The organism is Pauljensenia sp. C0170B5, from assembly GCF_056590195.1.
This window is the reverse complement of record NZ_JBWPVR010000001.1, coordinates 33772-46827: the sequence shown is the minus strand read 5'-3', so window position 1 is coordinate 46827 and position 13056 is coordinate 33772. Positions and strand designations below refer to the sequence as shown.

Annotated in this window: 10 protein-coding genes; 7 read left to right on the top strand and 3 right to left on the bottom strand. The window is 59.1% G+C overall.

Going from position 1 to position 13056, the window contains the following annotated elements; all coding sequences use genetic code 11:
• Positions 1-100: 100 nt before the first annotated feature.
• The 3 genes from AC1EJZ_RS00195 to AC1EJZ_RS00185 all read left to right on the top strand — a co-directional run bounded on the left by AC1EJZ_RS00195 (position 101) and on the right by AC1EJZ_RS00185 (position 3901).
• Positions 101-2128 (top strand): glycoside hydrolase family 31 protein, encoded by a 2028-nt coding sequence (locus AC1EJZ_RS00195; RefSeq protein WP_058237622.1) that lies wholly within the window; start codon positions 101-103, stop codon positions 2126-2128.
• A gap of 169 nt (positions 2129-2297) precedes the next feature.
• Positions 2298-2759: a RidA family protein gene (locus AC1EJZ_RS00190; RefSeq protein ID WP_070726036.1), complete on the top strand. Its 462-nt coding sequence runs from the start codon at positions 2298-2300 to the stop codon at positions 2757-2759.
• 77 nt (positions 2760-2836) lie between these two features.
• On the top strand, positions 2837-3901 hold the full coding sequence (locus AC1EJZ_RS00185; protein ID WP_480293731.1) for an NAD-dependent epimerase/dehydratase family protein: 1065 nt from the start codon (positions 2837-2839) through the stop codon (positions 3899-3901).
• Positions 3902-3909: 8 nt separating this feature from the next.
• On the opposite strand, the gene pntB is transcribed toward AC1EJZ_RS00185, so the two are convergent.
• A complete protein-coding gene (gene pntB / locus AC1EJZ_RS00180) occupies positions 3910-5364 on the bottom strand; it encodes a Re/Si-specific NAD(P)(+) transhydrogenase subunit beta (protein WP_082628704.1) in 1455 nt (484 codons plus the stop codon).
• Between the two features lie 51 nt (positions 5365-5415).
• Positions 5416-6969 (bottom strand): Re/Si-specific NAD(P)(+) transhydrogenase subunit alpha, encoded by a 1554-nt coding sequence (locus tag AC1EJZ_RS00175; RefSeq protein WP_058237626.1) that lies wholly within the window; start codon positions 6967-6969, stop codon positions 5416-5418.
• Positions 6970-7175: 206 nt separating this feature from the next.
• On the opposite strand from AC1EJZ_RS00175, the gene AC1EJZ_RS00170 reads away from it, so the two are divergent.
• The 4 genes from AC1EJZ_RS00170 (at position 7176) to AC1EJZ_RS00155 (ending at position 11837) form a co-directional block, all read left to right on the top strand.
• Positions 7176-7661, top strand: coding sequence for an SRPBCC domain-containing protein (locus AC1EJZ_RS00170; RefSeq protein ID WP_285015348.1), 486 nt, complete (start codon positions 7176-7178; stop codon positions 7659-7661).
• A 184-nt stretch (positions 7662-7845) separates the two neighbouring features.
• A complete protein-coding gene (locus AC1EJZ_RS00165) occupies positions 7846-8442 on the top strand; it encodes an ECF transporter S component (RefSeq protein WP_058237943.1) in 597 nt (198 codons plus the stop codon).
• On the top strand, positions 8439-10874 hold the full coding sequence (locus tag AC1EJZ_RS00160) for an ATP-binding cassette domain-containing protein (RefSeq protein ID WP_480293730.1): 2436 nt from the start codon (positions 8439-8441) through the stop codon (positions 10872-10874). The genes AC1EJZ_RS00165 and AC1EJZ_RS00160 overlap by 4 nt, the downstream gene beginning before the upstream one ends.
• 102 nt (positions 10875-10976) lie before the next feature.
• Positions 10977-11837 carry a class I SAM-dependent methyltransferase gene (locus AC1EJZ_RS00155; RefSeq protein ID WP_083314399.1) on the top strand — a complete coding sequence of 287 codons (861 nt, stop codon included), beginning with the start codon at positions 10977-10979 and terminating at the stop codon, positions 11835-11837.
• A 64-nt stretch (positions 11838-11901) separates the two neighbouring features.
• Here AC1EJZ_RS00155 and AC1EJZ_RS00150 read toward each other — a convergent pair whose 3' ends face one another.
• Positions 11902-12999, bottom strand: a complete 1098-nt coding sequence (locus AC1EJZ_RS00150) for a Gfo/Idh/MocA family protein (protein ID WP_480293729.1) — start codon at positions 12997-12999, stop codon at positions 11902-11904.
• Between the last annotated feature and the right edge of the window lie 57 nt (positions 13000-13056).

Genomic DNA, 13056 nt, shown 5'->3' with positions numbered 1-13056 from the left:
TTTCTAGAAAAAGGGATGAGGAGGGTAGTCGCTCTACGGTAGCGAAATTTGAAAGTTGACATGACCGCAATTCAGGAATAGTGAATGAAAGGAAAGAGCCTTGCAGCAGGCGTTTGAAAAAGACGGTCTAGGACTACGGTGGCGTGGTGACGGAACAACACTTTCAGTTCAGCCTTGGGGAAAGGACGCAGTCCGTGTGCGTTCACGACTCATGGCAGATGTCATCGAATCGAATTGGGCTCTGCTCGATCAACCTGAAGATCAGGAATCGAGCGTCGAACTCAAGGGCGATGAAGCTGTACTCGAGGTCGGATCGCTACGCGTCATCTTGCGCCAAACCGCGATGTGTGATGGAAAAGTTGGGTACGAGACTTTCCATTGCAGTATCAGTTTTGAGAAAACGGATGGAACACCATTACTGCGTGAAAGGGATCGGGGCGGGTCTCTGGACTTGAAGGCTCGCGATCTGCGTCCCGTTCTTGGCGGCGATATCTCGCTGACAATGTCGTTCGAGTCTCCAGAAGAAGAACATCTGTGGGGAATGGGCCAGTACCAAGAGGGTATCGGTGATCTCAAGGGAAGCACTCTTGAACTTGCTCATCGCAACTCCCAGGCGAGCGTTCCTTTTGTGATTTCCAGCAAGGGCTACGGCTTCTTGTGGCACAACCCTGCCATCGGGCAAGTAAGCTTCTCATCGAACGTAACTCAGTGGTCAGCAGAGCGCTGCGATCAACTCGACTACTGGATCACGGCTGGAGACAGCCCGCGGGAAATCAGTAAGGCATATGCCGCGGCAACCGGATTCGCTCCCATGATGCCAGAACATGGACTGGGGTTCTGGCAGTGCAAGCTCCGTTACTGGAACCAGGAGCAGCTCCTTGAAGTCGCGCGAGAACACAAGCGCCGTGGACTGCCCCTGGACGTCATCGTGATCGACTTTTTCCACTGGCCCCACATGGGAGATTATCGCTTCGAGGAGGAATTCTGGCCGGATCCTCAGGCAATGGTTGATGAACTCCATAGCATGGGCGTTGAGCTCATGGTTTCGGTGTGGACCCAGGTTGCGCACGCATCCGAGAACTGGGATGAGCTGAAGAAGAACAACCTGCTAGCACGGGCAGAACGTGGCCTAGATGTCCATATGGCGTTCCAGGGACCGAGCGCTTTCATTGACATGACCAATCCCGAGGCAAGAAAGTTCATCTGGGAGAAGTGCAAAGAAAATTACGGCAAGTACGGCATCAAGATTTTCTGGCTCGATGAGGCTGAGCCCGAATACGGTGCCTACGACTTCGATAACTACCGCTACAACGCTGGCCCCAACGTCAAGGTCGGAAATATCTATCCGCAGAACTACGCCAAAGCGTTCTATGACGGACTGGTTGAATCCGGCACTGACGACGTTGTTAACCTCTTGAGGTGCGCCTGGGCGGGCTCTCAGCGTTACGGTGCTCTTGTGTGGTCTGGTGACATTAGCTCAACATGGAAAGACCTGCGGTGCCAGGTTGCTGCGGGAATCCACATGGGTGCCGCAGGAATCCCGTGGTGGACCACCGACATTGGCGGCTTCCACGATGGTGTCATCACAGATCCGAAATTCAAGGAACTTCTCATCAGGTGGTTCCAGTTCGGAGCTTTCTGCCCAGTGATGAGGCTGCACGGTGACCGACGGCCAGTTGAAGAGGTCAGCGCCAAGGATGGCTCCTACAGACTGCCCAGCGGTGCTGAGAATGAACTCTGGAGCTTTGGAGACGACGTGTATGCCGTGCTTGAGAAGTATATTCATCTGCGCGAAAAGCTCCGCGACTACATGCGAGACGTCATGTTGGAAGCCCATGAAGAAGGACAACCTGTGATGAGAGGGCTCTTCCAGGAATTCCCGCTCGACGAAAAGTGCTGGTCCATTTCCGACCAGTACCTGCTAGGCGGAGACATCCTGGTCGCTCCAGTTCTGGAAGCCGCTGCAACCTCCCGATCGGTGTATCTGCCGGCCGGAGCTTCCTGGACTGACGCGTCAACGGGTGACAAGCACGAAGGCGGTCAGTCGATCGATGTCGAGTGCCCTCTGGACAAGATTCCTGTCTTCCTCCGAGACGACACGCATAGTGAACTAGTTGGCATGATCTAGTTCAACTGGGGTGGGTCGCGACCGCAAGGTTCGCGGCCCACCCTTTTTAATGCGACATGACAGGTGGTTGCTTCAGGTGGAGACATCTCGCGCTGCTGCGTCGCTTTTCTCGAACCAAAATGGTCAAATAAACCTAGTTAGATGAACAGCTCGAACTAAGGAGATCACAATGGAATCGGTGAGCGCGCGACTGTCGCAGGCAGGATACGAACTTCCGGAAGTTGCAGCACCGGTTGCGGCCTATGTTCCGGCAGTTGAAGACCGCGGAGTGATTCGCACATCAGGCCAGCTGCCATTGGAGAACGGTGAGCTTTCCTGCATTGGTGCAGTCGGAGAGGACGGCGCAGACCCAGACGATGCTTACGAGGCAGCCCGCATCTGCGCGCTCAACGCGCTTGCGGCAGCAGCAAGCGTCGCCGGAGACGTCGACCGCCTGGCACGCGTCGTCAAAGTCACCGGTTTTGTATCTTCCCGCCCAAGCTTCACCGGCCAGGCTGGTGTTCTGAACGGGGCCTCTGACTTCTTCCAGGACATCTTCGGAACGCCTCACGCACGTTCTGCCGTCGGCGTAGCCGCATTGCCGCTCAACGCGTCAGTCGAGGTGGAAGTCGAGTTCGCTCTGAATAACTGAACCCAGCCCACACGTCTTCCCGTCCAGGACGTCCCCTCGGTGTCAACGCGCACTAAGGTGAGAAAAGGGGGATAGCGATGCACACGAATGCCACTGAATACCCACGCATTTTAGTCACAGGTTCCAGCGGATATGTGGGAAGCAACCTCGTGCCCGCTTTGGAAGCACGAGGTTATGCCGTGCGTTGTTTCGATCAGGTGGCACCTGCCAGTGGTACGCGGGGCTCCCTCGTTCATGATGGTGTGTGCAGTGCGCAGCGAGAGTATGTCACCGGATCAGTGTTGGAACCCGCCCAGGTGGATGAGGCGATGCGCGGCGTTGATGGTGTCATTCACCTGGCGGCCGCCATCACCTTGAAGAAACGTGACCCGCAGGCGTGGAGGTTGAATTCGGCTGGACCCGGAGTCGTGGCCAGGTCGGCGCTGAAACACCACATCCGAATGGTTCACTGCTCGTCCGTGCATGCCCTCGACAATGCGACTAAAGGGGTCATCACTGAAAAGTCGCCGCCTGCCGGGCCAGATCGCCCGCTGTATGACCGCTCAAAGGCGGCAGGAAATCGAGCGGTGCGTCGACAGATCGCGCGTGGACTGGACGCGGTGGTGTGTATGCCAACCGGAATTATTGGGCCGACCGACCCGACACAGTCGCGCGTCAACGAAATCATTTTGGATGCTGCACGAGGCCGGGTACCTGCGGTCGTGGCTGGCGGCTTCGACTGGGTGGATGTACGCGATGTTGCCGGAGGGCTGATCGACGCCTTCGAGAAGGGCCAAACCTCGCAGCAGTACTTGTTGCCTGGTGTTCGAGCATCCATGTCGACACTGGTACGAATCGCTTCCGCGCTCGCAGGACATTCGGGGCGTGCGGTGCCGGTATTTCCGTTGCGGTGGGTGGACTGGCTGGCTCCCGTGGGCGAAAAAATCGGATCGTGGGTCAATTCGGATATTTTCACATCGGCATCGCTGGGTGCCCTTGAGGATCTGCCACACGTTTCAGGCGCGAAAGCGCGCAACGAATGGGACTATCAGCCTCGGTCGCTGGCAGTGACCATTCGCGACTTGCTTGTCGACGTGGGAATCGACGTGGTGGATGATCCCGGTGCCATGGTGGAGATGCGCCGCGATCTTGCCGAGGTGTAGCGTACGAGCTAGTTCAACGCAGAAATGATTGCTTCGACTGAGGCTTTGGCATCACCGAAGAGCATGTGCGTGTTGTCCTTGAAGAACAACGGGTTCTGTACACCCGCATAGCCGGTCGCCATCGAACGTTTGAAGACGATGACATCGTGTGCATCCCACACCTTTAGCACCGGCATTCCCGCAATCGGGGAGCCGGGCTGCTCGGCGGCAGGATTCACCGTGTCATTCGCGCCGATGACGAGGACGACGTCAACATCACCGAAATCATCGTTGACCTCATCCATTTCCATCACGATGTCGTAGGGAACCTTGGCTTCAGCCAGCAGCACGTTCATATGACCGGGCAGGCGACCTGCAACAGGGTGAATACCGAAGCGGACATCCACACCCGCCTCGCGCAGTCGCTTCGTCAGGTCCGCGACTGGATACTGTGCCTGAGCCACTGCCATGCCGTACCCGGGAGTGATCATGACGTGCTGCGCATCCGTCAACATCTCGGCGACACGCGCAGCGTCAATCTCGCGATATTCGCCTGTTTCGTCCGAGGCTGACGCAGTCGCACCTGTCGATCCGAAACCGCCCAGGATGACGGAGATGAACGAACGGTTCATCGCCTTGCACATGATGTAGGACAGGTACGCGCCGGAGGAGCCGACAAGCGCGCCAGTGATAATGAGCAGATCATTGTTGAGCATGAAGCCGGCCGCTGCCGCAGCCCACCCGGAATACGAGTTCAGCATGGACACGACAACGGGCATGTCTCCGCCGCCGATCGCGGCCACCAGGTGCACACCCAGTGCCAGCGCGATGAGAGTCATGATGATTAACGCTGCAATGCCAACTCCGGTGAAACCGTCCTGACGCACGAACAGTACCATCAGGATGAGGCAGACGACGATGGCAGCAAGGTTGATCCAGTTGCGCCCCGGAAGCATCAACGGTGCGCCCGAAATCTTCGCGGACAATTTGAGGTACGCGATGATTGAGCCGGTCAAGGTGACGGCACCGATGAAGATGCCCAGGAACACTTCACCGAGGTGGAATCCTCCCAGCAGAAGCGCATTGGCGTCGGGTGCCAGGTAGGAATTGAACCCCACCAGCACTGCTGCCAGGCCGACAAATGAGTGCAGCAATGCGATCAGTTCCGGCATGCCGGTCATCTGAACGTTGCGTGCCTTCCAGATGCCGATCACTGCGCCGATACTCATTGCCAGCGCAATCAGGATCGCGGTAACGACCACCCCGCGTGCCGGCTGCGACGTGAGAGCCAGGACTATGGTGGCGACCAGCGCAATCGCCATGCCGATGATGCCTGAATTGTTGCCACGTTGAGCCGTCTCATGACGGGACAGTCCGGCCAGCGCCAGGATGAAGAATATGGCGGCAACAATGTAGGCGAACACAACGAAGTGTGAGACGAAGCCACCGGACAGGAGGTCGGCACCCGGAATATCAGCTGACATGAGGTCCTGGGGAAACGATGTGACAAGGTTGGTGAACACGGTAAATCTGCCTCAGTCTTTCTTGAACATCGCGAGCATGCGGTGGGTGACTGTGAAGCCGCCGAAAATGTTGATCGACGCGACGAGTATGGCGGCAAAGGAAATGATCGTGACCAAAACGTTCGACGATCCGATCTGAAGCAGAGCGCCGACCAGGATGATGCCGGAAATCGCGTTCGTCACCGACATGAGCGGCGTATGCAACGAGTGCGTCACGTTCGTAATGACGTAGAACCCGACGACCACTGCAAGCGCCAGCACGATGTAATGGCTGGAGACCATCAGCGGTGACGTCAAAATCAACAGGGCGGCCAAGGCTATCGCCACGACAATTCCGATCACGCGGTTACGCTTATGGGACGCTTCCTTTCGTGACTCATCAGCCGCTCTGGCAGCGACTGCTGCCGGGTCTTCGCGCGGAGTCGGAGCAGGAGCAGGAGCCGCCGACACGTTGACCGGCGGCGGTGGCCACATCACGTCGCCCTCGTGCGTCACAGTGATGGAGCGAATGATCTCATCATCCATGTCCAGCGTGAGCTGACCATCCTTGTCGGGCGTGGCCAGACGCAGCAGATTCACAATGTTTTGCCCGTACAGCTGGGAGGATTGTGCTGGGAGTCTGCCCGCCAGGTCGGTCAGGCCGATAATGGTGACGCCACCTTCGGTTCGCACAATTTCCCCGGGTGACGTCAGTTCACAGTTACCGCCGTTGGCAGCTGCCATATCCACAATCACGCTGCCCGGACGCATCGCATCAATCGCATCGGCACTGAGCAGGCGCGGAGCGGCACGCCCCGGAATGTTTGCTGTCGTGATGACAATGTCGGAGCAGGCAGCCTGTTCGGCGTACAGTATTTCAGCTGCGCGCGCCTGATCAGCGTCCATCTCCTTGGCATAACCGTCACTGGATTCCTGACGGCCCACCGGGATCGGAACGAATGTGGCTCCCATCGATTCAACCTGTTCGCCCACCTCGGGACGCACGTCGGTTGCGTAGACTTCAGCGCCCATGGAGTTGGCGGTGCCGATCGCTGCCAGACCGGCAACTCCCGCACCAATCACATAGATACGTGCCGGCGGCATTTTCCCGGCCGCGGTGACCTGACCGGTGAAGAGGCGGCCAAACTGATGAGCGGCCTCAACGACGGCTCGATATCCGGCAACATTGGCTTGGGAGGACAGGACATCCATCGCCTGAGCACGGGAAATTCTCGGCACGGTGTCCATAGCCAGCGCGGTGATGTTCGCCCTCGCCAATTCGTCGAGCAGTTCGGGGTGGCGCGCGGGTGCCAGGCGGGAAATCAGTGTTGCGCCCGACTGCATCGCCGCGATCTGCTCGCTTGTGGGGGCGTCGAGAGTGAGGACAATGTCGGCTCCCCACGCACCGCGGTCATCGACGAGGGTGGCTCCCGCATCTTCGAATAATGAATCAGGAAATTGAGCGGTTTGCCCAGCGCCTCGTTGTACGCACACGTCGAAACCCAGTTTCTTGAGCTTGGTGACGGTGTCAGGGGTGGCTGCGACAAGTGGCTGATCAGCATTGCTGGCTGGTACTCCGACGAGCACACGTACTCCTTTGTTCAAGCAGCGACTGTGCGATGCTCGTGGCACGCGCACAGAAAGGTGTTGTGAAGAAGGCACAGCGCAAAGTTGAGCGTTGCGCCGCATTCACGTCTTTATCGTATCGGTGGAAACCGTCATGCGCCGTATCTTTGATCTGCTAATGCGTCAAAAGCTGGAAAGTCGTGGTGGGCAACGATTACCGTTAAGACATGAATTACTTCGACGACGATGACGAATCAATGGACAAGGTGGACAACCTCGACGCGGTTGAAGCAGACATTTCAATTGCAGCGGACCTCGAATCCGTATGGAAAGCGGTCAGCGAGCCGGGCTGGTGGGTCAACGACGGGCCATTCGGCGACCATGAATTTGAACGCGGCGAGGACGGCCTGTACCGTATCGAAGATCCGGATGCCGGTGCATGGCTGATCGAAAAGGAAGATGAAGATCCGATGGATCTCATTTCCTTCCGGTGGTACCCGCTTGCAGGGGACGAATTCCCTGAAGAACGCACCACGCGCGTGGAAGTATCACTGTCCGAGAAGGACAGCTTGGTGCAGGTGCACGTCGAGGAATCAGATATTACATCCGTCAGCGATGACGAGGCTGAAGTGCGCCAGGCATGGGAAGACGCGCAGGGCACGTGGGATGTTGTCCTGCCGGCACTGAAGGCCTACCTGGAAGGCGCAGCCTGAGGCTGCGCTACTGAGCCGCCTCGTACTATACTCACGTTTACTGCCACGGGAGCCCAGTTGTGCTGGGTTGAGAGGAGGGGGAATAGGGCCCCTCGACCGTTGAACCTGATCCGGGTTAAAACCGGCGAAGGAAGGCTCTCTTCTCGTGCGCGTCTTCAAGGTCATACACGAGAAAGAGGACACGATGACTGACCAGAAGCCGCGCCTGAGCTGGCGCGTTGTTGATTTTGTGACAGCTGCAATCCTCGCGGTAGCCTGCGGCTGCATTTTCCTGCTGTGGAACCAGCCCGGTGATTTATGGACCAAAGCGATGGATGCCCTCACCCCGGGTCTGGGCGGAATCGCCGTTGGAATCTGGCTGATTGGCGGTGTTCTGGGTGGCCTCATCATCCGCAAACCCGGTGCCGCACTGTTCGTTGAACTCCTGGCAGCATGTATGTCCGCAGCTCTGGGATCGCAATGGGGCATCGGCGCGGTGTATTCAGGCATCGTGCAGGGACTCGGAGCTGAACTGATCCTCCTGATTGTTCTGTACCGCCGCTTCACATTGCCGATCGGCATTCTGACCGGTATGGGTTCAGCTCTGGGTGCATTCGTCTGGGAATTCATCGCCTACAACCACGCCAAAGGCGCACTGTTCAACGTCACGTACTTCATCACCACGCAGATCTCCGGCGCATTGCTGGCAGGCCTGCTCGGATGGTTCATCGTGCGCGGACTGGCTCAGACCGGCGCGCTTGACCGTTTCGCAGCTGGACGCGAGCGCCACGAACTCGTATGAGTCCGGAGGCAACTACCCGCGTGGATACGGGCGCCTCCGTTCACATCGATGGATGGGGATGGCGTCACGCCGGTAGACGCGCGTGGGCACTGAATCAGATCACCCTCGACATCAGGCCCGGCGAACACGTCCTCGTACTGGGGGCATCCGGGTCAGGAAAGTCAACACTGCTGTGCGGTATTGCCGGCGTGCTCGGGGGCGACGACGAGGGTGAATCTCACGGCACGCTCACTGTTGACGGGGCTCGCCCCGAACAAATGCGTGGCTCCATCGGCCTGGTCATGCAGGATCCGGAAGCACAGGTCGTGCTGGCGCGGGCCGGTGACGACGTCGCATTCGGATGCGAGAACCTGGCGGTGGAACGTGAGGAAATCTGGCAGCGCGTCGATCAGTCGCTGCACATCGTGGACCTGAATATTCCGTTGGACTATCCGACATCAAAACTATCCGGTGGGCAGAAACAGCGTCTTGCACTGGCAAGCGTGCTCGCCATGGATCCGCGTCTGCTGCTTCTGGATGAGCCGACAGCCAATCTGGATCCGCAGGGCGTCCAGCAGGTCCGCAACGCGACCCGCGCAGTACTGGAACGTACCGGTGCCACAGCAATCATCATCGAACACCGCGTTGACGTGTGGATGGAACTGATTGACCGCGTCATCGTGGTGATCGACGGCGCAATCGGTGCCGACGGCACCGTGCAGGAAGTCCTGCATGACCAGGCTGATTACCTGCGTGAATGCGGGATCTGGCTACCAGGTGACGAAGAAGCGGTGATCGGTGACAGTCGGCGTGACGTACGCAATCAGCACACTGACAGCATCGTGAGTGGCAGCCAGGATGATCCGGTCGCCACCAACACGGATGCCATCACTGTCAGTGACCTGACTATCGGATACGACCCGGTTCATCCGATTCGGCGCGACATCTCGATGAGTATTCCACAGGGCAAATGCACCTGCATTGTCGGCGGAAACGGATTGGGAAAGACAACACTGGCTTTAACGATGGCCGGCCTGCTCAAGCCGCTTGACGGCAAGGTGCGAATCGATCCGGCGCTCACTGCAGCGTCGGATAAAACCTCTGCGCCCGGCGAGGGGCCCGAACAGACAGTCTCACGCCGTCCGGAATGCGCCGACCCGTACGAATGGCGCTCGCGAGACTTGGTCGGACGATTGTCCATGGTCTTCCAGGAACCCGAATACCAGTTTGTGTGCCGTACTGTTCAAGAAGAGCTCGAACTCGGGCCGACACTGGCGAAGCTGAAGGACGATCAGCGCGACGAACTGGTCAAGCGTTTCCTGAAAGCTCTGAAACTCGAGCACCTTGCTCGCGCGAATCCCATGACACTGTCCGGTGGAGAAAAACGCCGCCTGTCGGTGGCGACCGCGCTGATCAGCGCGCCGGACATTGTGATCGCCGATGAGCCGACCTTCGGACAGGACCGGTCCACATGGGTCGAACTGGTGGCACTGCTGCGCTCAGTGGTCGATGCCGGCACCACGCTCGTGGCGATCACGCACGACCACTCATTTGTTGAAGCAATGGCGGACAACGTCATTGATCTGAGCGAAGTTGGAACCGACGCACGCACAGATCCGGCATCTGCCGGTGGTAGTGAGAGCACAGATGGCGTGGACGCCCTCGGCAATGAGGGGCATTCGTGTGCACACAAGCGAGGCGCATTGCTCAAGAAGGTCAACCCGGTGACGCAGGTGCTGGGAATCGCTGCAATGACGACCCCGCTGATCGCTTCCATTGACACAGTCAGTGCAGGCATTGCGCTGATCTGTGAACTGCTGCTGCTCCCACTGGTGGGAATCAGTGCGAAACAGATAGCAGTGAGAATGATCCCGGTCATCATCGCCGCACCGCTGGCGTCTGTGTCAATGCTCCTGTACGCCGACCCGGGTGGAACGCTGTACTGGCACTGGGGGCCGATGGCGATCAGTGACCGCTCCATCGCGTTGGCAGCAGGAATATTCCTTCGTATCATCGCCGTCGCAATGCCGGCGATCGTTGTGTTCTCTCACATCGATCCGACTGACATGGCAGATGGACTCGGACAGATACTGCACCTGCCGGCACGCCCCGTCCTGGCATCCCTGGCAGGTGTCCGTATGGCCGGACTCATGATGGCCGACTGGAAAGCGCTCATGCAGGCTCGACGCATGCGCGGCCTCGGTGACGCCAACAGGTTCATCGCGTTCTTCCAGGGAGCGTTCGCACTGCTCGTCTTTGCGCTGCGCCGCTCCGCCAAACTGTCGGTGACGATGGAAGCACGAGGATTCGGTGCAGATACGCGGCGCACCTGGGCGCGCCCCTCCACAGTCAGCTGGGCGGACATGGTCTTCATGGTGCTGTGCATCGTGATCCCGGTGATCGCACTGACCACAGCAATCCGTTTCGGCTGTTTCGAATCAATCGGCACCTGAACAGGAACGAAGACAGACGAGCCGGCCGCAGGTACCTCACTGGGTACAGCGCCGGCTCGTCTGTCTGTCTGCGGCGCATCACCCATGCAGTAGGCTGACTGAGTGCCGACTTCCCATATTGCCAAAACTGACGACGTCAACCCTTTCGAGCGTGCCACGTCCTCGTATGGGCACATCCGCCCCGGATACCCGGCTGCAGCGGTCGACACACTGATCGGTGCCTGCGAGGCGAGCGGCCTGCAGACCGGGTCGCCAGTGCGTATCGCAGACATCGGTGCCGGCACAGGAAAAATGACGTTCGCACTGGCACGGCGCGAAGTCGATGTTGTTGCCGTTGAACCGGCCCGGGCAATGCGCGATCAACTCACCGGCGTTCTTCATGGGCATGACGTCGCCGACAATTCGGCCATGAACGAGGGCGACCCAGCTGCGGATGGAACACCATGGCATCAGGCGCACTCAGGGCTTATCCGCGTGATTGATGGAACCGGGGAGCGGACCACATTGCCGGATCGAAGTGTCGACGGTGCAGTATTTGCACAGTCGTGGCACTGGGTCGATGCGCATGAGGCGAGCGCCGAGCTGGCGCGAATTGTTCGACCTGGCGGCGTGGTGGCAGCAGTGTTCAACCAGATGGATGTGCGGATGCCGTGGGTGCACCGCCTGACACGGATCATGCGTTCGGGCGACGTGCACCGGCCCGACAAACCACCCAGGTGGGACCCGCCGATCACACCGGCGACGCTGCATACCTGCAGGTGGATGCACGTCTTACTGCCCGAACAGGTGATGGAACTGGCACGCACCCGCTCCTCGTACCTGCGGGCGAGCACGGCCATGCGCAAACGCATGCAACGCAACCTGCACTGGTACCTGTACGAACACCTGCGCTACGAAAGCGACCAGTGGGTGTCCATCCCTGTCGTCACGATGACGTGGATTGCGCGCAACGGACTCAACTAAAGTGTGCCGGCAGCTTTAACAGTGATGCCGGGGCGATTCTTACGCGCTGCCACCAGCGCAAACCCTACCCATTAATTCCAGGATGGCGGATGTCGAGCTGGGCACGCACCTGATCGATCATGTCCATGACCTCCACCGTTGTGCGCCACGGCATCACACTGCTTTGGGTGTGACCCTGGGCCAGGCAGCGCGCCACTTCAGCCGCCTCATACTGGAAGCCGCCGGGAATGCGGGCATCCCACTGTTCCACGACTTCGGTCCCCTCGTCATCCCACGTGCGCAACTGCAGGATACCGGGCTGGTAGAACTGCTCAGGCAACTCCAGGCACCCACCTGCACAGACCACTTCGGCCGCTGTAGCTGAACGCGCATCCATCGCGGCGCGAGCCACACCCAGCGCATCGCCTGCGCGCACAGTAACAACCTCAGCGGTGTCAAGGTGATCAGGACGCATCCGGCCGTGCGCCGACAGCTCCTCGGGCGCACCGAGCGCCTGATGGACAAAAGACAGGGAATACACGCCCAGATCCAGCACGGCTCCGCCACCCAGCGCAGGGCGAATGAGGCGCGGAACGTCAAGGAGGCGCTGCCCGTGATCAGCATGAACCGAATGCACCGCTCCCAGACCCCCTCCGGCGAGGATGGCGCGAAGAACGTGATGGTGAGGCAAGTGGCGCATCCACATAGCCTCCATCGCAAACAGGTGCGCTCGTTCAGCCGCATCGAAAACATCGCGTGCCTGCTGTGCCGTCATCGTGAACGGCTTTTCCACCAGCACAGGCTTGCCCGCACGCAGAGCCATCAGCGCGCAACGTGCATGGTAGGGGTGGATCGTCGACACATACACCGCGTCCACGTCATCGCACGCCACGAGTTCCTCGTACGAATCCACAGCCCGCTCGACGTCATTGTCACGTGCAAACGCCTTTGCCCTGGACGGTTCGCGGGCAGCGACCGCGACGACGCGTGAAGTCGTGTACGCATTGATCGCGGTACACATCGTGCGGGCAATGCCGCTGGCACCAATGATTCCCCACCGAATACTGGGAGCATCCATCGGGTCAGGGATGTGCACGTCGCCAGCCAGACGGCGCATCGCAGGCGGCAACTCCGGGAGGGTTTGATGGGGGGACGAGGGTGTCTTCGATGTATCTGCTGTCATAATTCGATTCTGTCACATAAGTGTGCCGACTACGTGCGGTCGAAGGTGACGCCAACG

Excerpts from the sequence above, each read along its gene's own strand:
- AC1EJZ_RS00185 (WP_480293731.1), top strand. The coding sequence starts at position 2,837 with ATGCACACGAATGCCACTGAATACCCACGCATTTTAGTCACAGGTTCC.
- pntB (WP_082628704.1), bottom strand. The coding sequence starts at position 5,364 with ATGTCAGCTGATATTCCGGGTGCCGACCTCCTGTCCGGTGGCTTCGTC.
- AC1EJZ_RS00170 (WP_285015348.1), top strand. The coding sequence starts at position 7,176 with ATGAATTACTTCGACGACGATGACGAATCAATGGACAAGGTGGACAAC.
- AC1EJZ_RS00190 (WP_070726036.1), top strand. The coding sequence starts at position 2,298 with ATGGAATCGGTGAGCGCGCGACTGTCGCAGGCAGGATACGAACTTCCG.
- AC1EJZ_RS00150 (WP_480293729.1), bottom strand. The coding sequence starts at position 12,999 with ATGACAGCAGATACATCGAAGACACCCTCGTCCCCCCATCAAACCCTC.
- AC1EJZ_RS00160 (WP_480293730.1), top strand. The coding sequence starts at position 8,439 with ATGAGTCCGGAGGCAACTACCCGCGTGGATACGGGCGCCTCCGTTCAC.
- AC1EJZ_RS00165 (WP_058237943.1), top strand. The coding sequence starts at position 7,846 with ATGACTGACCAGAAGCCGCGCCTGAGCTGGCGCGTTGTTGATTTTGTG.